This window comes from Hungatella hominis (assembly GCF_014288005.1).
In the GTDB taxonomy this organism is placed as follows: Bacteria; Bacillota; Clostridia; order Lachnospirales; family Lachnospiraceae; genus Hungatella; species Hungatella effluvii.
The window spans coordinates 241,467-262,034 of the sequence record NZ_JACOPB010000007.1 but is presented as its reverse complement, the minus strand read 5'-3'; the positions used below and the strand labels follow the sequence as shown (position 1 = coordinate 262,034).

At 48.8% G+C, this 20,568-nt stretch carries 16 protein-coding genes and 1 pseudogene; 13 read left to right on the top strand and 4 right to left on the bottom strand.

Annotation, left to right across the window (positions count from 1 at the left end; all coding sequences use genetic code 11):
• Positions 1–218 precede the first annotated feature (218 nt).
• Positions 219–2,618, bottom strand: coding sequence for an endonuclease MutS2 (locus tag H8S75_RS17170; RefSeq protein WP_187022690.1), 2,400 nt, complete (start codon positions 2,616–2,618; stop codon positions 219–221).
• A 220-nt stretch (positions 2,619–2,838) separates the two neighbouring features.
• Complete coding sequence (gene rbr, locus H8S75_RS17165; protein ID WP_187022689.1) at positions 2,839–3,432, bottom strand: rubrerythrin; 594 nt, start codon at positions 3,430–3,432, stop codon at positions 2,839–2,841.
• A 178-nt stretch (positions 3,433–3,610) separates the two neighbouring features.
• Between rbr and H8S75_RS17160 the strand changes: the two genes are divergently transcribed.
• Positions 3,611–4,927 (top strand): S1C family serine protease, encoded by a 1,317-nt coding sequence (locus H8S75_RS17160; protein ID WP_187022688.1) that lies wholly within the window; start codon positions 3,611–3,613, stop codon positions 4,925–4,927.
• Between the two features lie 124 nt (positions 4,928–5,051).
• Positions 5,052–5,999 carry a 3'-5' exoribonuclease YhaM family protein gene (locus tag H8S75_RS17155; protein WP_187022687.1) on the top strand — a complete coding sequence of 316 codons (948 nt, stop codon included), beginning with the start codon at positions 5,052–5,054 and terminating at the stop codon, positions 5,997–5,999.
• Positions 6,000–6,084: 85 nt separating this feature from the next.
• On the opposite strand, the gene H8S75_RS17150 is transcribed toward H8S75_RS17155, so the two are convergent.
• A complete protein-coding gene (locus tag H8S75_RS17150) occupies positions 6,085–7,047 on the bottom strand; it encodes an Rpn family recombination-promoting nuclease/putative transposase (RefSeq protein WP_187022686.1) in 963 nt (320 codons plus the stop codon).
• Between the two features lie 346 nt (positions 7,048–7,393).
• Here H8S75_RS17150 and H8S75_RS17145 point away from each other — a divergent pair, with 346 nt between their 5' ends.
• The 7 genes from H8S75_RS17145 (at position 7,394) to H8S75_RS17115 (ending at position 12,595) form a co-directional block, all read left to right on the top strand.
• Positions 7,394–7,552 carry a hypothetical protein gene (locus H8S75_RS17145; RefSeq protein ID WP_187022685.1) on the top strand — a complete coding sequence of 53 codons (159 nt, stop codon included), beginning with the start codon at positions 7,394–7,396 and terminating at the stop codon, positions 7,550–7,552.
• A 253-nt stretch (positions 7,553–7,805) separates the two neighbouring features.
• Positions 7,806–8,687 (top strand): hypothetical protein, encoded by an 882-nt coding sequence (locus H8S75_RS17140; RefSeq protein WP_187022684.1) that lies wholly within the window; start codon positions 7,806–7,808, stop codon positions 8,685–8,687.
• A gap of 10 nt (positions 8,688–8,697) precedes the next feature.
• On the top strand, positions 8,698–9,039 hold the full coding sequence (locus tag H8S75_RS17135) for a hypothetical protein (RefSeq protein WP_187022683.1): 342 nt from the start codon (positions 8,698–8,700) through the stop codon (positions 9,037–9,039).
• 31 nt (positions 9,040–9,070) lie between these two features.
• Positions 9,071–9,268 carry a hypothetical protein gene (locus tag H8S75_RS17130; RefSeq protein WP_187022727.1) on the top strand — a complete coding sequence of 66 codons (198 nt, stop codon included), beginning with the start codon at positions 9,071–9,073 and terminating at the stop codon, positions 9,266–9,268.
• A 448-nt stretch (positions 9,269–9,716) separates the two neighbouring features.
• The gene (locus H8S75_RS17125; RefSeq protein WP_187022682.1) at positions 9,717–10,745 is read left to right on the top strand and encodes a TRAP transporter substrate-binding protein; all 1,029 of its coding nucleotides are present in this window, start codon (positions 9,717–9,719) and stop codon (positions 10,743–10,745) included.
• Between the two features lie 11 nt (positions 10,746–10,756).
• Positions 10,757–11,287, top strand: coding sequence for a TRAP transporter small permease (locus H8S75_RS17120; protein WP_002601921.1), 531 nt, complete (start codon positions 10,757–10,759; stop codon positions 11,285–11,287).
• 3 nt (positions 11,288–11,290) lie between these two features.
• Complete coding sequence (locus H8S75_RS17115) at positions 11,291–12,595, top strand: TRAP transporter large permease (protein WP_187022681.1); 1,305 nt, start codon at positions 11,291–11,293, stop codon at positions 12,593–12,595.
• A 484-nt stretch (positions 12,596–13,079) separates the two neighbouring features.
• Here the strand turns inward: H8S75_RS17115 and H8S75_RS33610 are convergent.
• A pseudogene (locus H8S75_RS33610) lies at positions 13,080–13,253 on the bottom strand (helix-turn-helix domain-containing protein); the annotation flags it as partial.
• Between the two features lie 404 nt (positions 13,254–13,657).
• On the opposite strand from H8S75_RS33610, the gene H8S75_RS17105 reads away from it, so the two are divergent.
• The 4 genes from H8S75_RS17105 to H8S75_RS17090 all read left to right on the top strand — a co-directional run bounded on the left by H8S75_RS17105 (position 13,658) and on the right by H8S75_RS17090 (position 20,527).
• Positions 13,658–14,371, top strand: a complete 714-nt coding sequence (locus H8S75_RS17105; protein WP_002601919.1) for a response regulator transcription factor — start codon at positions 13,658–13,660, stop codon at positions 14,369–14,371.
• Entirely contained in the window at positions 14,343–16,733 is a 2,391-nt protein-coding gene (locus tag H8S75_RS17100) for a histidine kinase dimerization/phospho-acceptor domain-containing protein (protein ID WP_187022679.1), read from the top strand. Before H8S75_RS17105 ends, H8S75_RS17100 begins: the two co-directional genes overlap by 29 nt.
• Positions 16,734–16,962: 229 nt before the next feature.
• Positions 16,963–18,102: an N-acetylglucosamine-6-phosphate deacetylase gene (gene nagA, locus H8S75_RS17095; RefSeq protein ID WP_187022678.1), complete on the top strand. Its 1,140-nt coding sequence runs from the start codon at positions 16,963–16,965 to the stop codon at positions 18,100–18,102.
• A 196-nt stretch (positions 18,103–18,298) separates the two neighbouring features.
• Complete coding sequence (locus H8S75_RS17090; protein ID WP_187022677.1) at positions 18,299–20,527, top strand: YARHG domain-containing protein; 2,229 nt, start codon at positions 18,299–18,301, stop codon at positions 20,525–20,527.
• The last annotated feature ends 41 nt before the right edge of the window (positions 20,528–20,568 follow it).

The following is a 20,568-nucleotide window of genomic DNA, read 5'->3' as shown; positions in this document are numbered from 1 at the left end:
GTATTAGCAATTCTTAACGCGCAAAATTTTTCGTTCAGAGAAAATCCCCACCTGTTTGAGCGCAGCGAGTTTGGGGATTTCCTCTGGTTTTTAGAAAAATTCTGCACGTTTAGAAGTGCTTATACCCGAAACCGGAACTGGAAAGGCCGCATGAGCCAGCCGGGGCCGGGACAGACCGGGAAGCAACGGACGGCGGGGCCGGGAACAGCAATAGATTCCTATTTAAAAGTGACGATCGTTACGCCGGAATCCCCTTCGCCGAATACACCCAGCCGGAAATCTTTGACGTATTTCAGTTTTTTCAAGTGCTTATGGACCGCATTCTTGAGCGCTCCGGTGCCTCGCCCATGTACGACACGAACCTGAGGCAGGTGTGCCAGGTAGGCGTCGTCTAAGTACTTATCCAGTTCCGGAATGGCTTCGTCGGTAGTCATTCCGATCAGATTTACCTCCGGTGAGATGGACAGAGACTTGGACATACGGGTAGAACTGCTTCCGCTTCCTGTCTTTTTCCTGCCGTTGCCGCTTCCAAGAGTCGGGCCTGAGACGGACTGCTCATTTAACAGCTCCAGATCGCTTATATTGACGAGAGAGCGGAGAATCCCCATCTGTACATACAGATCCCCTTTGGGACCCGGAAGAGAACTCACCGTTCCATTTAAATTCATACTGAGAACGCGCACGCCGTCGCCGAGTTTCAGCTTTTTCGGATCGATAGATTTTTGCGGCTCTTTTGCCTGGTTCTTTAAGGACAGTGAGGAATCCACTTCCTTTAATTTGCCGCGGATACGGGCCCGCTCTGCTTCCAGCTCTTTTCCGACACCCGATTCGGAAGCCAGCTTGTTGATCTGGCGGATCGTCTGATCGGCGGTATCTTTGGCGTCACGCAGAATCCGCTGAGCCTCTTCTCTGGCATCGTGGATCATCTTGTCACGCCGCTCGTCAAGACGCTCTTCCTTCTGCGTCAGCCTGGCCTTCAGCTGCTCTACCTCCATCTTGTATGACTCAATCTGGATGCGTTCCTTTTCGATGGTAACCCGATTCTGTTCCAGATGGGTAAGCAGGTCTTCGAAGGTTTCATCCTTGGCCTCTAAGTGGGTCTTCGCATCCTCGATAATGTAATCGGGAAGTCCCAGCTTCGATGAGATGGCGAAGGCGTTGCTCTTGCCCGGGACACCGATCAGAAGACGGTAGGTGGGCTGCAGCGTCTCCACATTGAATTCACAGCAGGCGTTTTCAACGCCCGGTGTGGTCAGGGCAAAGACCTTCAGTTCGCTGTAGTGAGTGGTCGCCATGGTACGGCATTTCATGTTGTGTAAAAATGACAGGATAGCGATGGCAAGCGCCGCGCCCTCGGTCGGATCCGTTCCGGCTCCCAGCTCGTCGAAGAGGCAGAGCGAGCGGCTGTCGGCCTGACCGAGAATCTGTACGATATTGGTCATGTGGGCGGAGAAGGTGCTGAGGCTTTGCTCAATACTCTGTTCATCTCCGATATCTGCAAATACTTCATCAAAAACGGAAAGCTCCGAGCCGTCGAAAGCCGGTATATGGAGGCCTGCCTGTCCGATTAGTGTAAATAATCCGACGGTCTTTAAGGAGACGGTTTTACCGCCCGTGTTGGGGCCTGTGACGACCAGCAGATCGAAATCCCTTCCCAGATGCACGGTGATGGGAACGACCCTTGACGGATCTAAAAGCGGATGGCGGCCATCCTTGATGTGGATGACGCCCTTCTTATTAAAACGCGGCTCGCTGGCCTGATAGTGCCGGGAGAGCGCCGCTTTTGCAAAGATGAAGTCCAGTTTTGTGAGAACCTGGAAATCGACCAGCAATTCGTCCTGATACGGGACCAGCTGATTGCTTAAATCGGCCAGTACCATCTCGATTTCCTTCTGTTCCTGTATTTCCAGAGCGCGCAGGTCGTTGTTCAGCTTTAAGATTGCCATGGGTTCGATGAAAAGAGTGGAACCGGTGGCAGACTGGTCGTGAACCATGCCTGGGACATTGGATTTGTGTTCGGATTTGACGGGGAGACAGTATCTTCCGTCACGCATGGTGATGACTGCGTCCTGTAAGTAAGTTCTGTTGGAATTCAGGATAGAATTCAGCTGTGTGTGAATCTTATCATGAATGTTCTTCATGGAGCGCCGGACGTGGTGAAGACCTGGGCTGGCGTCGTCGCTGACCTCTTCCTCGGAAAGGATGCAGCGCTTGATCTCCGTATTTACCGGAGTCAGAGGTTCCAGTACGGAAAAAAGCTGTTCCAGCGAATCCCCCGAAAGCTGGTCATCCTCATGACGTCCATATGATTTGGCACGGGCCGCGGTAGTAAGTAAGGCGCTGACGGAGAGTAGTTCCACGATACCGAGTGAACTCCCCACCTCCAGCCGTTTTAAGGAGGCGCGGATATCTTTGACGCCTCCGAATGAAATGCCGCCTTTCTGGCGTACCCTGGTCACCGCGTCAGTAGTTTCCCTCTGAGCGGTGACGATCTCATCGTAATCGATGGAAGGTACCAGCTTGCGGCAGAGTTCTTTTCCCGATTCACAGGAAGCGTACTCTACCAGCTGAGCTATAATTTTATCGTATTCTAACGTTCTTAATGCTTTCTGATTCATGATTCCCTTTCTCTGTTTCTAACTAATATCAGACGATGGCAGACTAATTTCTGGCAGACGCCCATATGGGCGGTAGTGATTACAGTATATCATAAACACAGTACGGCCTGCAATCAAATAAATCCCTTAGTTTTGATACAGCAACGAGAAATATACCAGTGAAACCGTGAGTCAGAAAATCCCGCTTCAGGAAGTTATACTCCCGTTTACGACGGGGATTTTACTTGAGAAATGGTGAGAGTTCCACGCGGACGAAATATCCCTGTTCATGATGGCAGACCGGACAGGCCTTCGGGGCCTCAAAGCCGTGCTGGATGTGGCCGCAGTTTAAGCAGAGCCAACCGGTTTCCACGTCGGATACAAAGAGTCTGTTCTGCTCCATGTAATCGGCAAACATCTGGAAGCGGTCTCCATGCACTTTCTCGATCTCAGAAATCAGGGAGAAGGAAGAACTGATCTGGAGGAAGCCCTCCTGCTTCGCCACCTCTGCGAAATTCTTATAAACGTCCTGATATTCCTCATACTCATTGTGGCGTGCGGCCTTTAATAAATCAACGGTCTGATCATGTAAATCCACAGGATAGCCGCCGTCGATAAAAATGGTCTCGCCCTTTAAGTCCTTGAGATAATTATAAAAAATTTCTGCATGCTCTTTTTCCTGGCCTGCTGTATAGGAAAATACGGCCTGGATAACCGGAAGTCCCTCTTTTTTCGCCTGGCTGGCTGCAAAGGTATAGCGGTTTCTTGCCTGGCTCTCACCTGCAAACGCGCGCATCAGATTCTTGACGGTCTCGCTGTTTTTTAAATCGTTCATTGTAAAGTCCTCCTTGGATAAATTTTCATGTGATACCAACAGTGTCCCTCAAATTCCAGATTCTATACCATCAATTGTAACCAGATTGGTACAGTTCACAGCGTTTCTTATCTTTTCCTTGCATAAAACAGAGAAGAAACGTATAATAGGCTTAGGTCTTCTGCAAAGGAGGGTGTGTATGCCGGATAAAAGCGGGCCAGATGATAAAAAGACGGAACCGCGCCGTTTTATCAGCGAGAAAATTGTGAAACAGCCCAGAACAAAGAGAGAGATCATGAGAAGGGCGATTGCCCTTTTATTAACTGCGGCCCTTTTCGGAATCGTTGCTGCAGTTACTTTTGTTGTTTCCATGCCGGTGGCGGAAAAATACCTTGGTAAAGAAACCACAAGGGAGACTACTCCGGTAACAATCCCGAAAGATGACCCGGATACGACAGCGGTGGAAGAGACCGAGACTACTCAGGCTACGACAAAGGAGTCCGAGCCTATTGAGGATCTTTTGGAGTCAGCGATGAAAAAGTATCCGTTCAGCATAGATGATTTGAATACCCTGTACGGGAATTTGAGAGCCGTTTCATTAAAAGCGGATAAAGGAATCGTGACGGTCCATTCCGTTAAGACACAGACAGACTGGTTTAATAATCCGGTCGAGAATTCAGGCCTTTTTGCCGGGGCAGTTATCTCTTCAGCCAATGAAGAACTTTTGGTGCTGACACCGGAAGGCGCAGTAGAGGCGGCAGATTCTATCCGTGTGGCATTTTCAGACGGAACGGAGGTTCAGGGAACGATCAGGCAGACTGATAAGCTGTCGGGCATGGCAATTGTAAGCGTTCCGACTGCAGAACTGGGAAGGGCGCTTTTAGAAGAGGTCAAAGCGATTGAACTGGGGAATTCTTATTCCGTGAAACAGGGCGATCTGGTCATCGCAATCGGCGGACCGGCCGGCATGGTGCATTCTACCGGCTATGGCGCTGTATCCTATATCGCGAAGAATGTTCAGATGACGGATGGAATGACCCGTATCATATACTCCGATTTAAAGAGCAATGCAGGAACCGGAACATTTCTCATGAACACGGCCGGTCAGATCATCGGCTGGGTGACAGATGAATATAAGAGCGAGGGCAGCGAAGATATGACCGTTGCCATGGCAATCTCTGACTATAAGAGCATTCTGGAGAAGATGAGCAACGGCAATGCATTCCCATACTTTGGCATCAAGGGACAGGAAGTCAGCGCGATCATGAACGAGAGCGGCATGCCGCTCGGTGTCTATGTGGTGGATGTGAATGCAGACAGTCCTGCTTATAACGCAGGCATTCAGTGCGGAGATATTATCACGGTCATGGGCGGTGAGAGTATCGTAACCATGAAGGATTTCCAGGTGAAGCTGGAAGCGGCGACACCGGGAGAGGTTCTGCCGGTAACAGTACTCAGAAGCGGCAGAGATGAATATAAAGAGATTGAATATCAGATAACCATAGGAGCCAGATAAGTTTTCCAGTACTGCTTTGCATCAGCCACTGTGCCGTTGTCTGCGGAACAGTGGCTGATGCAAAGCAGTACTGGCTTCTGTGGCGCTTATAAAGAGCACTCATAAAAGGATATGGAGGAGAGCAATGAGATATATAGAAACATTTCGGGAAGGGCTGCATATATCGGATGTATACTTATGCAAGAACAAGCAGATTGCCCTGACCAAAGCCGGCAAAGAATACGGAAATTTAATTTTACAGGATAAGACCGGTACCATCGATGCAAAGATCTGGGACTTAAATTCGCCGGGAGTAGGGAATTTCGAGACCATGGACTACGTCTATATTGACGCGGATGTGACCATGTTCCAGAATTCCAACCAGCTGAATGTGAAGCGTGTCAGAATAGCAGAAGAAAGCGAATACATACCGGGAGACTATCTCCCTGTGTCCTCCAAAAACATCGGTGAGATGTATGAGGAACTGACCGGATTTATCAAATCCATCCGGACACCATATTATCGAAAACTGGCTGAAAGCTTCTTCGTGGAAGACAAGGCTTTTGCAAAGGCGTTTCAGTTCCACTCTGCGGCCAAGAGCGTCCATCACGGATTTGTGGGCGGCCTTCTGGAACATACATTGAGTGTTGTCAAGCTGTGCGACTATTACGCAGGCTACTATCCGCTGATCAACCGCGACTTGCTGCTCACGGCTGCCATGTTTCACGATCTGGGTAAGACGAAGGAACTTTCTGTTTTCCCGGAAAATGATTACACGGATGACGGCCAGCTTCTGGGCCATATCATCATCGGTACGGAGATGGTATCTGAGCGGATTCGTACAATTCCGGATTTCCCGGTGAAGGCGGCCACAGAGCTGAAGCACTGTATTCTGGCACACCACGGAGAACTGGAATACGGTTCACCGAAGAAACCGGCTCTTTTGGAAGCGCTGGCATTAAACTTCGCGGATAATACCGATGCGAAGATGGAGACCATGATCGAGGTGTTAAAAGGCGCTGGAGATAACAATGGCTGGCTTGGGTTTAACCGGCTGTTGGAGACGAATGTGAGGAAGACATCGGAGACTTAAAGAGATATGGAAAGAATGATGTGTACATAAAAAGCATTTCCGAAAGGAGCTGCGGCCGGAGATATGTGGCCGCAGCTCCTTTCTTTTACAGATGGTAATGTTGGAACAGCTGTCTGCGCAGCGATTCATTCCCCGTGATCTGCGCGATTAAATCCAGGCGGTTCTCTTTTAAAAGGATGGAGATAAGGCTGGCCATACGGAGTTCGCCTTCTTTTTCGCCCTCCATTTTTCCATCTGCAATCAGATCATCGATTGCCTTACACATGGTATACTCCTCCTCTCGTCCGGGAGCGGCCAAGAGCCTCATCAGCCGTCGGTTTTCTCCCAAAAGGCCCATGACTGCCGTCAGGGCGTCATCGTCCAGTTGGCATATCTGGCCATGGTTTGACGCGATATAGTTGTAAAAATTACTCTTGTCTGTACTATATTTTAACATACCAAAGACCTGTTGTAAACCTGTTTTGTAATGCTCCAGGTTTTTGATGTTTCGGATATCGACGAGATTGATGCGGTAGTCGGGGAGGGCGGCGAGAAGATCCGGAATACACTCTCCGGGTCCGCTTAAATCCAGCATATCGATGAGACTTTTGGGGCCATCCCATGGATTTTTTCCGCAGTAGAGGACCAGTGTGAGTATGGGGACGAGTTTATCCTGGCGGGTGATACCGGATAAAAACTCCGGACTTTTTGTAATATCTTTCTTTTTCCTGTGTTCTTTTTGAATGTCCGTAAGCTGTTCCGTATAATCCAGCGCATCATAAGTCAGAACCCGGACAGGCATACCGTAGTGTACCTCTCCCTGAGCCTCGCAGCACGCTGCGATAAAGCAGGCTCCTAAGGAGGCTTTCATTGCAATATCACGACGTCTTTGTATCGTTTGCCGTCTGCCATTGCGGTCTGTTATGACGATTCCGGATTCCAAAGAAACCGGCGACAACAGTTCTGCTTTCAGAATCTGCTTTCCGTGAAAGATCTCAGCATTATACAGGTCCGCAAAACGGGCCTGGTCCTGCAGCAGTTTTTTTATATAAAAATCCTGTCTGGCCACACCACCATCCCTTTCTAAAATAAACTGTTTCTTACAGGTATTATCATGGAATTGCCGGCAGATGCGCCAGATATACATGAGTGTTTTAATGGAAATGAATTTCCATATAGAATGTGTTTTTAGTATACCACGATTTGATTATGATGACAATAGAAAAACACTATTATGTGGTAAAAAAGACCTAAAATTATACTGCTGAAAATTCCAGCAGATTATGAAATGGTACTTTCGGTATGTTCAAAAAACTGCCAGTTTATTGTAAAATACCAACATATCATGTAGTGAATATAACTTATATTAATTAGAACTCGTATTAAGTTAGAACAAGAAAGGATCAGATTATTGTATGAAGGATAGGAAAAATATCAATTTGGAGTATGTAATCAATGATGGCACCGCACATGAGGTTGCAGTTGAGATTCAGCAGAATTGTGGAAACAAATATTCTGATTCAGAAAGGTTAAAACGATATATGGAGGGCGTCCAGGACGTGGGTGAGGTGTAACATTAAAAAATTTATTAAGCGGATTAAATGAGCCTGGAGAAGACAGAATATTTCTCCGGGCTCTTTATTTCATGTAGTCTTACTTAGATAGAATCGAATATTACTGCCGCATAAATAGATAAAGATTCCCAAACTGGTTTCTGAACGATGTGTTGAAACCTTCTGTCATCCATGGTAAACTGGTTGAAATAGGGTGAGAAATGGACAGCATAGCAGAGGAATGCAGCATGGAGAGGAGGCACCGCATTTACTCATGACTTTTGGAGAAACATTTCATAAAATAAAGGGCATAGAAAAATTACTGGGGCTCAAGCCGGAGTTTTATGGCTGGAGCTGCTTGAGTAAAATTTATTCGCTGTATCTTTATGGCGATTACGATTATGAGGAGTGGTGGGAAATACAGAATCTCCGGCTGGTTATGGAGTCGCAGGATCAGGAATACCGCGTGACACTTCTTTTTCGTGATGTCACTTCCTTCTTTCTGGCACAGTCGACGTCAATCAGCGGATTTGAGATCGAATGCAGCGGGGATCACGCCTTCGGTGACCGGCGCAATTTCTATATTTTTGACTTCGAGGAGGGCGATATCCGGTTCTACTGTAAGGAAATAGAGGTAGAAGATGTCTTGAACAGAGAAGCAATGAAGGCAAAAGCGAAGAAAGAAGTGAAAGAGAGTGAAAGACAAAGCTGCGGGATGCTGTATCAGATAGAGACCTGGCATGAAGTGAGGGAGCGATTTCGGGAGGAACTGGATGGGGCGGTCTGCCGAATGAAATTTGGAGTAGATGATATCAATGTCCCTGGAACGGCCATGATACCGGTTCCGGATTACGAAGAGTTAAGTGACGAAGAATTGTATTTACGTTTAGCCGGGCTGTGCGAGCCGGACGGGGAACTGTATGTCATCACGGATATCTGTTATAAAGACGGGTTTGGACCATTCCGTCTACAGGCGGAGAAAATGGAAAAGCTTGTGAGCTGCCATCAGCGTATATTCTCGGAACTGTTTTTTGATACCGACGCCATAATCATCAGTTTTCCAATGAAGCGTGTCTGGATGTTTCACCATTCCGGATACATCGGTTTGTTTTGTTATAAGAATGACTTAGAGAGACATCCAGATCAGAGAGGATAGGTAAAAGAGTATGGAATTATTCAGGCCTGTGGGCGAAAAGGAATTGGAATTGATTAAACAGGCGGGCTGGAAAAGCTTTCCGCCCAGACTGCCGGAGCAGCCGATTTTCTATCCTGTGCTTAACGCCCGCTATGCGGGGGAAATCGCAGGAAGATGGAATACGAAGGATGCGAACTCGGGTTTTAAAGGGTATGTTACAAGGTTTGCGGTTGAAGATGAATACATATCCCGTTTTGAGCCGCATCAGGCTGGCGCGTCCTATCACATGGAATACTGGATACCGGCGGAGGAGCTTGCGGAATTTAACCGTCATATTGTAGGTGAGATTGAAGTGATACAGACATTTGAATAGGGAGGCCGGTACAACGGCGGGAGGAGTGGATATGGAGTATGGTATGCCGTTTTTAATGGAGACGGACACTCTGGAGGAGTGTGCCCGGCTGTGCAGCCATTTGGGACTGGATTTCATAGAACTGAATATCTGTTTAAGCGGTATGAAGAGGAGTTTCGGAAACATATTGCGGAATTTGGAGAGATGTGCCGGGGCGCATGAGGTCAAAACTGTCCGGGCAGCCGGATAAAAGGCAGCAAATAAGTTAAGATCCTATATATTTGTATTAAAATTCAGCGGACCGGAATCAGCAGGGTGATTTCCGGTCCGTTTTTGGTGTGCAGAAATGATTCGGACCGATAAGGGGCGCGGTTTGTAAAACGTCGGCGGTACTGGCCGGACAGGTGGAAAATATTAACTTAAGAACCGTTCTTATGACAAGATTTTACTTTTTAAGTTAAGGTCATGTTAAGCATTGCCGTAACGTATTTTCAAACGTTTTTTAATATGGTATGTTTCTTGCGGAACCTGCTGATAAGGCAGTTTGCCAGTGTAAGAGCACTCTCGGAAACTCCTTTGCACTCATCTTTGTGGCTGATTTTCCGCCATATGCACACATCTGACGAAAAATTATCTCACAAATCTGAGCACAAGGAGTTTCCGAGAGTACTCTGTAAAAAAACAGGAGGGATTTATCAATGAGGAAAGAGTTGAAAAAGTTACTGGCTCTTGTATGCTGCGCAGCTCTTACGTGTCTGGCGGTGACCGGATGCGCGGGAAATCAGGAAAAGAGGACGATCAGAATCGGCCACAACCAGTCTACCAATCACCCCACTCATATTGCGCTTACGGCTTTTCAGGATTACATAAGTGGCAAGCTGGGCGACAAGTATGTGGTGGAGGTTTATCCCAGCGAGCTTCTGGGATCCCAGACCGATATGGTACAGCTGACACAGACGGGAGCGATTGATTTCTGCGTGGCCAGCAATGCCATTCTGGAAACATTCAGCAAGAATTATGAGATCTTTAATCTGCCGTATCTGTTTGCAAGTCCGGAGGCGTATCACCACGTGATGGATGATCCGGAAGTGACGGGACCAATCTATGAATCTACAAAAAAAGCAGGATTTACTGCGGTGACGTGGCTGGATGCGGGAACGAGAAATTTTTACACCATTGACAGACCGATTGAGAGTCCTGCGGATTTGAGGGGATTAAAAATCCGCGTGCAGCAGTCGCCTACCAACATCGAGATGATGAAAATGCTGGGCGGCTCCGCGACGCCTATGGGATTCGGAGATGTCTACACGGCGCTTCAGTCGGGAATTATCGACGGGGCGGAGAATAACGAGATGGCTTTAACGGATAACGGACACGGCGATGTTTGTAAATATTACTCCTACGATATGCACCAGATGGTGCCGGACATTCTGATCGGCAACAACGCCTTTATGGAAAGCTTGTCCGATGAAGACCGGGCAGTATTCGAGGAAGGCTTTAAGCTGGTAAATCAGGTTGAGCGGGAGGAATGGATAAAGGCTGTAGCCAATGCCAAGGACCGCGCGCAGAACGAGCAGAATGTGAATTTCATCTATCCGGATCAGAAACCATTTGTGGAGGCGTGTCTGCCGCTTCACGACACTGTGCTGAAAAACAACCCGACACTGCAGCCGATCTATGATGCGATCCAGATGTATAATGCAGAGTATCCTGCGGAAACGAATTAGGGGGAAACGAGATGAAGCAGTTGAGAAAACAATTGACAAAACTATTAAACGGCCTTGCGGGCATCAGTTTTCTGGCTATGGTTATCCTGACCTGCTGGCAGGTATTTACAAGATATATCCTGAAAAATCCGTCCACATGGTCGGAGGAGCTGGTCTCCTACTTATTTGCCTGGATGTCCCTGCTGGGAGCCAGTCTGATCACGAGTGAGAGGGGCCATATGAATATCCCTGTCGTGGTGGAGCGCATGCCGCAGGCGATGAAAAAAGGATTTTCTGTTTTCGCTGAGATCGTGGCGTTCGTATTTTCAGCGGTAATCCTGGTGTACGGCGGTATGCAGATCACCAGCCTTGCCATGGGGCAGATGACCTCCTCTCTGGGTGTGGCCATCGGTATCTTCTATATTGTACTCCCTTTAAGCGGAGTTCTTAACATGATTTATACTGCTATGAACATCTACGATATCGTGAAGGGAAACATTCCTGTGCTGCCGACCAGCGAGGAAGATACCCTGGTAGAAAATCTGGAAAAGGGGGAAGCATAAGCTATGGCAATCCAATCTTTAGCAATTATTATTTTCGTTCTGGCGGTATTTCTGGTTGCAGGAGTTCCGATCTCCTATGCAATCGGTATTTCCGCGCTGGCGGCGATCCTTCAGATGGTGACTATGGATGTATCCGTGCTGACCGCGGCGCAGAGAACCTTTGTGGGTATGAGTAAATTCAGTCTGACCGCGATTCCGTTCTTTGTCCTGGCGGGCAACCTGATGAATCAGGGGGGAATTGCCAAGCGGCTGGTGGATTTTGTGCTGGCAATCCTGGGAAAACTGCCCGGAGCTCTTCTGGTGACCAACGTCGGCGCCAACGCCCTGTTCGGAGCCATCTCCGGTTCCGCATCGGCAGCGGCTGCAGCGGTTGGAAGCATGGTTCAGGAAGGCGAGGACAAACAGGGCTATGAGCGCGCGGTGTGTGCGGCTACCAACGGTGCTTCCGCTCCCTCGGGGCTTTTGATCCCGCCGTCAAATGCTCTTATCACATATTCACTGGTTTCAGGCGGAACCTCTGTGGCGGCCCTGTTCCTGGCGGGCTACATACCCGGAATTCTATGGGCAGTCTGCTGTGTTGTTGTGGCAGTTATCATTGCACGGAAAAAAGGATATAAGGGAACTCCGGGAAAATTTGACTGGAAGAACCTGGGTGCGGCTACCTTAAAAGCCATCCCGGCGCTTTCCCTGATTGTTGTGGTGATCGGAGGCATTATCGCAGGCGTGTTCACCGCCACGGAAGGCTCGGCCATCGCCGTTGTCTACGCGCTGGTGCTGGGCATCTGCTACCGCAATATTACATGGAAGAGCTTTTGGAAGATTCTGGTGGACAGCGCAAAGATGAGCGGTATGATCGTATTCCTCATCGGCGTATCGAATATTCTCGGATGGGTTATGGCATTTACCCAGATTCCGCAGGCGATTTCCGCAGGACTTCTGGGCCTTACCAACAGCCCGATAATCATCCTGCTGATTATGAATGTGATCCTGTTGATCGCTGGTACCTTTATGGACGTAACTCCGGCAATCCTGATCTTTACGCCGCTTTTTCTTCCGATCGTCAAGACCTTTGGCATGCATCCGGTTCATTTCGGACTGATCCTGGTCTACAACCTCTGTATTGGAAATATTACGCCGCCTGTAGGCAATACGCTGTTTGTGGCGATTAAGGTTGGAAAGACGTCACTTGCCAGGGTTATGCCTTACATGGTCATGTATTATGCCTCTATCCTGGTGGGCCTTGTGCTGGTAACGTATATTCCTGCTGTCAGCATGGCGCTTCCGACGATGGCCGGGCTGGTCAAATAACAGAATATAGTATATGGTTTTATGCAGTAAAAAACCGTCTGTCACAGTGCTGGTGTGACAGGCGGTTTCTTTTGGTTCCGTGTCCGGTTATCCGGCGGCAGTGTTAATCCTTTTTTACTGCAAGACGGTCCCGGTTTAAGAAGTAGTAAAGAAGTCCGGCGGCGCTTAAGGAGATAAAAACATAGAAAGCCGGCCGGATTCCGCGTTTTTTGCAGTCACGGCAGATAAAGGCAAGGATTGTGATGAGGACCGGCAGAAATGCGGAGAGAATAAAAACTGCAGATGCCGCCGCACACAGAAATACCGTGATGTCGCTAAAGCCTTGAAACCGTGTATAGAGCGCCGCCGAAAATGCCGCGAGAAACAGCAGAAGACAGCCGGTTATAAACCATTTGAATTTTGCTGCCTGCCCGCGCATACGGTTTACTTCTTCTTTTAGATCAGGAAGAAGACTTACCGTCATGTCAGGAGCTGCCAGATCTTTTGGCGAAATCTGAAAGAGCTCCGCCAGATGGATGAGATGGTCGGTTCCCGGCTTTGACTGGCCGGTCTCCCATTTTGATACGGCCTGGCGGCTGACACCCAGAAGCTCGGCCAGACATTCCTGCGACATATTATGAGACGTTCTTAACTCCTGTATTTTTTCTGCCAGTGACATGTGGAATCCCTCCGTTTCCCTTTGAAGCACTTTTTGATACTTCTGAGTGTAACAGAAATGATAAAAAAACACTACCAACTATCTGTCAACCGGCATATTTTTCCTGCGCAACCAGAGGCTGCAAGCGGTTTAAGGGGCTGCGTACATTTTTAAATAAAAGATTTAGAATTTCTTTCGTTTTACACGTCGTTCATTTTAAGATTGCCCATATATCCTAGTAATGCAGGCAGGAAGGGAAGATATATGCGTGTTTGTGGCATAATACAGGAAGCAGACAGTGTTCTTTTATGCAGTGCCAATCATGATAAAACGTCAGGCGGGTCTTTTAGGAATCTGGCCTTCATGATATACTATAGTTTGAATCTGTATGAACCATAAAATATCCGAAAGCGAGGAGAGATACCATGGAAACAAATCACATTCTGCTGGTAGAAGATGATAAGGAGATTAGAGAAGGAGTCGAGATTTATTTAAAGAGCCAGGGCTATGAAGTATTCCAGGCGGCCGATGGAATCGAGGGCCTTAAGATTCTGGATCAGGAAGAAATACATCTGGCTATCGTGGATGTGATGATGCCGAGAATGGATGGCATTACCATGACTGTCAAGCTGAGAGAAAAATACGACTTTCCGGTTATTATCCTTTCCGCGAAGACGGAGGAGGTCGATAAGATCATGGGACTGAATATCGGTGCCGACGACTATATATCGAAACCATTTACTCCGATGGAGCTGCTTGCAAGAGTTAATTCCCAGCTGAGACGGTACAGAAAGTATCTGGATATGCTGGAGGCAAAGGAACAGAAGGAAAAGAGCAACATTTATATCATCGGCGGACTGGAGCTGAACGAGGATACCGTGGAGGTCACGGTGGACGAAAAGCCTGCAAAGCTGACGCCAATCGAATTTAAGATTCTCGCTCTCCTGATGAAGAATCCCGGAAGGGTCTTCTCCGCGGAAGAGATATACGAACGCGTCTGGAATGAGCGGGCGATCAACACGGACACCATCATGGTACACGTGAGAAAAATCAGGGAAAAGATTGAAATTAACCCGAAGGAACCCAAATATTTAAAGGTGGTGTGGGGAGTTGGATATAAAATTGAAAAACAGGCATAGAATCAGCGCGCTGCTGTCCTTTCTTATCGTAGTGGCGGCGGCTGTTATCATGACGGGATTGTACCCGTTTTTTGAAAAAGAGGCGGGGCGCCATGAGGAACCCGCATATGAGGACCAGGCGTTTTTACGCCACCTCGTCTTTGGCAACTACGTGCTGGATTTAGAACAGTATCAGTATGCCAACGGTGTGGTGATTTCGCCGTTCGAGCATTTCTTCCCGGAAGGAGCCTATGAGCTGAAAAACGGAAGTCTGGACGGATACGCAGAGCAGATGGCTGCGGTGTCGGAAGGTGCAGGGAATCCGGGAGATGAGACGGCACCGGCACCGGAGGCGGCCAGTCAGATTCCGAAGGACAAGGCGCTGGCAGCGGGAGAGGATACCGAATCTTATCTGGAAGATGAGGTTTACGGGAACCTCACAGACGAGGAAAAAAGCTATATGGCCGAGGAGCGGCAGGAATACTTACGCAATCTCCGCCAGAACTGTATGATGGAGTATGAGAGCTGGAACCGGTATTTCGGAAGTATCAGGAATGCCATTGATTTCCAGGTACTGGACGAAAACGGAAGCATTCTGATGAATTATGCAAAGGACAGGAACATCTTAACCGATGACAGCTACGTGTTCCGGGTTGTGATGCATTACGATGAGCATGGCCGCATGGAGGTGATGCAGCTGGGCGGGCAGGATACCTCGTATCTGTTAAACATTCTCCAGAAGTTTGGGGAAGTCGATCCCATGGAAGAGTACTACTGGGAACAGTACAGCAGTAAACCGCAGTTCAAACTGTCAAATCCGAAGAATATTAGCTTCGCCTACGCCATGACGGAACAGCAGCTGGCGGAGTATTCTCTGGCCAGAAGTTCATCCTGGGGATCCTATTATAACTCAGGAAGAGTCGCTCAGGTATTTGCAGGACTGGGAATCTTTGTGGCATTAGCCGCATTCCTAATATCCTGCTTCGATGTGACGCGGGCAGATGACAGCAAGGTGCTGCGTGCGCCGCTGGGGATTGTCCTCGGTGTGGGTGCAGGAGGCATAGGCTTCGGCTACAGTCTGACCAGCCTGGTGGCTGTGACGAACCATGGAAGCCTGTATTCCGGTCTGATCCGTGCGAATTTCCTGCCGAAGGCAGCGGATATTATGGTGAAGCTGTGGAATGTGTTCTGGTGGTGTATCCCGTTTGCGATCATTTACTGGGCCGTTTTGTGTATGAGAGATGTGTTCCATATCGGATTCAGGCGCTACATCAGGGAAAGAACCTTATGCGGGCTGTTCTATGGCTGGTGCGCAGGGCTCTGCCGCAGAATTTACAACTTCCTGGGAAGTATCAACCTGCAGGATAACTCAGACAGGACGATCTTCAAGATCGTCGGTGTGAACTTTGTTATTCTGGCAGTATTATGCAGCTTATGGTTCTTTGGAATCGGGGCGCTGATCATCTATTCGATCGTGCTGTTCCTGGTGCTGCGCAAATACTATCGGGATTTAACCCGGAAATACAGAATCCTGTTAAAGGCAACGAATCAGATCGCAGAAGGAAATTTAGATGTGACGATTTCGGAAGATCTCGGCGTGTTTGAACCGTTTAAGACGGAGATCCAGAAGATACAGAGCGGCTTTAAAGTGGCTGTGGATGAAGAAGTTAAGAGCCAGAAGATGAAGACGGATCTGATCACTAATATGTCCCATGACTTAAAGACGCCGCTGACAGCGATTATTACTTATGTAAACCTGCTAAAGGATGACAATGCGGTGCCGGAACAGCGAAAAGCCTATATTGATGTGCTGGAACAGAAGTCCATGCGGCTGAAATCCCTGATCGAGGACCTGTTTGAAATCAGCAAGGCCAACAGCAATAATGTGACGCTCAATCTGGTGGATGTGGACATTGTAAGCCTGTTAAAAGAGGTGAGTCTGGAACTGAGCGATAAGATTGAGGAGTCCACCATTGATTTCCGGTGGAATCTGCCGGACGAGAAGATCGTCCTGCCGCTGGACAGCCAGAAGACGTACCGGATCTTTGACAATCTTCTGACCAATATCATGAAATACGGTATGCCGAATACCAGAGCGTATATTGATATGAAACGGGACGACGGCGGAGTGGTCATCACCATGAAGAACGTGTCAGCCAACGAGCTTACTTTTAATCCGGAAGAGATAACGGAACGTTTCGTCCGCGGCGACCAGTCGCGCAACACGGAAGGCTCCGGCCTGGGCATGGCGATTGCCAAGAGTTTCGTGGAGCTGCAGAATGGGAAGATGAATGTAGAGGTAGAGGCGGACTTATTCCGCATTATAATCCGGTGGCCGGTGGAGCAAAATCCGGTTGAGGAAGACGACGAAGAAGAGATGTAATCATATAAGTAAGGATATAAGAAGAATGTAAGAAGCCACATAAAAGAGTCTTTGAGTACGCGGTCCGGCACCGGAAAGAATATTCCTGGTCGCTGGACCGCATTTTTTATTTCCAATTTAATTTTGAAAATTATTTTCAAAATGGTCTTGAAATAGAGATGGGAACTGGTTATACTAAGGATAGCCGGACAGATGACTGCCGGCGATAAGAAAGAGAGGGTGTATGGTCATGATAATACAAAGTAAAAAGGTCTGGATCGCAGGCCAGTTTATACCAGCTCAGCTCGAGGTCGCAGAAGGAAAGATCACTGCTGTCCGCGAATATGGCGAAAGATCCGTGGATCAGGATTATGGAACCAAAAGGATTGTTCCTGGGTTTATCGATGTGCATACCCATGGAGCTTATGGATATGATACCAATGACGGAGAGCCGGAGGGCTTACGAAACTGGATGAAACATATACCGGAGGAAGGAGTGACCTCCATTCTTCCAACCACGGTAACACAGATGCCGGATGTCCTGGAGAAGGCTGTGGCTAATGTGGCCTCGGTCGTGGAAGAAGGCTATGAGGGCACGGAGATCCTGGGAATTCATTTTGAAGGACCGTATCTCGACATGGATTATAAGGGAGCCCAGCCGCCGGAGGCGATCGCACAGGCGGCCGTTGACCAGTTCCGGAGGTATCAGGAGGCTGCGAAAGGGCTGATTAAATACATTACGCTGGCGCCGGAGCATGACGTGGATTTTGCTCTGACAAAATACTGTAAGGAGACCGGAGTCGTGGTCAGCATGGGCCATTCCTCTGCAACCTACGAGCAGGCGCTGATGGGCATAGCCAATGGCGCTACCTCCATGACGCATGTATACAACGGCATGACGCCTTACCATCACAGGAAGCCGGGCCTTGTAGGAACCGCATTCCGGGTAAGAGATATCTATGGAGAGATTATCTGTGACGGCTGCCATTCCCATCTGGCTGCGCTGAACAATTACTTTACGGCAAAGGGCCGCGATTTCGTCATCATGGTGACGGATTCCCTGCGTGCAAAGCACTGCCCTCCGGGCGGAAGCTATCAGCTGGGCGGTCACGATATCGAGATCAGTGAGAGTGGACTTGCCTATTTAAAGGGCACCGATACGATCGCAGGAAGCACGCTGTACATGAACCGCGGTCTCCGCATTCTGGTTGAGGACGCGCTTCTTCCCTTTGATCAGGCCCTTAATTCATGTACCATTAATCCGGCCAGATGTCTCGGCGTGGATGACAGGAAGGGAAAACTGGTGGCAGGTTTCGACGCCGATTTCGTCGTGCTGGAAGACAATTACGATGTGGCACAGACGTACTGCAGAGGAACTGCGATGCTGTAAGAGAATGAGATAAGATTGTAAGAAGAGAGGCTGCGGTATTTCAGGATACCGCGGCCTCTTTTTTCTCGCCGTCTGAACTGTTACGTGATATTTCTTACAAATTCCAGAACATTCTGCAAAATCATGACGGTAAAATGACTTTATGGTATGATGGAGAAAAGCAGGGAAATGATAGTTTACGCGAACGAGGTGTGATATGAAGAAAAAAGTTCATTTGCTGCCCGTGGCACTGGCCTTCCTCATTGGTTTGGGAACTGTGGGCTGCGGAAGTAAGCAGGAACCGGCTGGGACGGCCCCGGAGACGGTGACGTCCGGTGTCAGTGAAGAGGAAAGTACGAAACAGGAGACGGAGAGCCAGACCGCCGAAGAGGTCCCAGCCTATCCGGTAGGGAGCTGGGACGATGATTATATTCTTCCGGATGCACAGACTCATATCTATACGCAGGAGGAGCTTTCATCCCTCACCAGGGAAGAACTCCGCATTGCCAGGAATGAGATTTACGCAAGGCACGGACGCAAGTTTAAGAGTGATGATCTGAATACGTATTTTTCAGGGAAATCGTGGTATCAGCCATCTGTCGAGGCGGACGCCTTCGATGACCGCGTGCTGAATGAGTCGGAAACCGGCAATCTGACCGCGGTAAAGGAAGCCGAAGAGAACGCCCCCTCCGAGATGGTGACGTGTCCAAAGATGGGAAGAGAGGAATTTCCGAAGATTGACGGTTCCACCGCGACGATACCACTGTCACAGGCCATTTACCGCCTTGCAACGGGAGCCACGGAGCAGGAGGCGGAACGCTTTATCCGGCATGACAAGACGACCCAGGCGTATTTAAACCTGATTTGGGGTCGGGGAACGGATCTCGTCATCGCCTATGAGCCTGGCGAGAGCGTGAAGAAACGGCTGGAGGAGGTCGACAACCTGATTATCAAACCGATCGGCCGGGACGCGCTGGTCTTTATGGCGAATCAGGGGAATTCTGTAAAATCCCTGACCGGGCGGCAGGTGATCGATATCTATTCCGGTAAAATTAAAAACTGGAAGGCGGTGGGAGGCAGCAGCCAGGTCATACGGGCGTTTCAAAGGCCTGAGGATTCCGGCAGCCAGAATCTCATGGAGAAGCTGGTGATGAAGGGAACCGCCATGGAGGAAGCGCCGCAGGACTATGTGGTTTCAGAGATGGGAGAGCTGATCGAAAAGGTCTCTGCCTACGATAACACGGGAGAAGCCCTCGGTTATTCCGTATACTATTATGCAAAAAATATGTATCAGAAGCCGGAACTGAAGTTTATGGCGGTCGACGGCGTGATGCCTTCCGGTAATACCATACGGGATGGAAGCTATCCCTATGTCAGCGATTTTTATGCAGCAGTCCGGAAAGATGAACCGAAGGACTCAAACGCATACCGCCTCTTTGAATGGCTTACGTCGGATGACGGTCAGGCGCTGATCAATACACTGGGCTACGTAGGTATCCGGGACGTGAAGAAGCCGCTTCCCCAGGGCTTTGAAGAGGAGGGCGAGGTATTTAAGGCGGAAATTCCTCTTTCAAAGGGCGAAGTCATACTTGCAGACGGGGATTACCTTTACGGTGAAAATGGAATCGCCGTGTTCGACCGTTCCATGAATCTGATGAAATTTATCCGTCATGTAAGTGGTCAGGCGGTTTCTCCTTTTATGGTGTGGGACGGCCGCGGCCTGCTCACCATGCAGGATACTCTGACCGGCAATTACGGTCTCTATTCCATCGCAGAAGAACGCTGGGTCTGCGAACCGGTGTACAGCGATATCTTTATCACAAAAGATGGCTATGGGCTGGAACACGCGGTATGGGTAGAATCGGGCGTGTCGGGTGAGTGGCATTATACCTACGACTACGCGGATAAAAATGGAACAATCACAGAAACAGGCGTGCAGTCGGATGAGAAAATATGGGAAGGAGAGGGCTGCGAGGAGCTCTACTACGATGTGAAGGAATTCATGGAGCACAATCCGGAGATTGCGATGAAATTGGATGTGACTTCGGACGCGGTCTCCATAATTGGCACTGAATTCCAGGAAAATATAGCCGTGATCGAGAAAGGCAGCCGTAACTATTATTATGATATGAGGGGAAAATGTCTCTTCGAGTTCGATAAGAGTAAGCTGCCCGGCGGCAGGGAGATTATGATGTTTCCGATTATCGTGAACGATCATATGGCCTATTTATCTGTCAATGATTCGGGGGGAACATCGAGCTCCAGCGATTACATATACCGGGATGGCGTTTTGGTGAAGACGCTGGAATCCAGAAACGCGTTCGGGGCTGTCTCGACTATCGAGGAATGCTTCTATACCCGGACGTCCGGCAATTATCTTTATGTATACAATTATCAGGATGAACCGTGTGCGAAATTCCTTATGGGATACTATACCAGTGACTGACGGCGGACACATGTGGGAGGCATTAATCAAACGCCTATAAC

Excerpts from the sequence above, each read along its gene's own strand:
- H8S75_RS17105 (WP_002601919.1), top strand. The coding sequence starts at position 13,658 with ATGGAAACAAATCACATTCTGCTGGTAGAAGATGATAAGGAGATTAGA.
- H8S75_RS17115 (WP_187022681.1), top strand. The coding sequence starts at position 11,291 with ATGGCAATCCAATCTTTAGCAATTATTATTTTCGTTCTGGCGGTATTT.
- H8S75_RS17120 (WP_002601921.1), top strand. The coding sequence starts at position 10,757 with ATGAAGCAGTTGAGAAAACAATTGACAAAACTATTAAACGGCCTTGCG.
- H8S75_RS17125 (WP_187022682.1), top strand. The coding sequence starts at position 9,717 with ATGAGGAAAGAGTTGAAAAAGTTACTGGCTCTTGTATGCTGCGCAGCT.
- H8S75_RS17145 (WP_187022685.1), top strand. The coding sequence starts at position 7,394 with ATGAAGGATAGGAAAAATATCAATTTGGAGTATGTAATCAATGATGGC.
- H8S75_RS17170 (WP_187022690.1), bottom strand. The coding sequence starts at position 2,618 with ATGAATCAGAAAGCATTAAGAACGTTAGAATACGATAAAATTATAGCT.
- H8S75_RS17090 (WP_187022677.1), top strand. The coding sequence starts at position 18,299 with ATGAAGAAAAAAGTTCATTTGCTGCCCGTGGCACTGGCCTTCCTCATT.
- nagA (WP_187022678.1), top strand. The coding sequence starts at position 16,963 with ATGATAATACAAAGTAAAAAGGTCTGGATCGCAGGCCAGTTTATACCA.
- rbr (WP_187022689.1), bottom strand. The coding sequence starts at position 3,432 with ATGAACGATTTAAAAAACAGCGAGACCGTCAAGAATCTGATGCGCGCG.
- H8S75_RS17155 (WP_187022687.1), top strand. The coding sequence starts at position 5,052 with ATGAGATATATAGAAACATTTCGGGAAGGGCTGCATATATCGGATGTA.
- H8S75_RS17160 (WP_187022688.1), top strand. The coding sequence starts at position 3,611 with ATGCCGGATAAAAGCGGGCCAGATGATAAAAAGACGGAACCGCGCCGT.
- H8S75_RS17130 (WP_187022727.1), top strand. The coding sequence starts at position 9,071 with ATGGAGTATGGTATGCCGTTTTTAATGGAGACGGACACTCTGGAGGAG.
- H8S75_RS17140 (WP_187022684.1), top strand. The coding sequence starts at position 7,806 with ATGACTTTTGGAGAAACATTTCATAAAATAAAGGGCATAGAAAAATTA.
- H8S75_RS17135 (WP_187022683.1), top strand. The coding sequence starts at position 8,698 with ATGGAATTATTCAGGCCTGTGGGCGAAAAGGAATTGGAATTGATTAAA.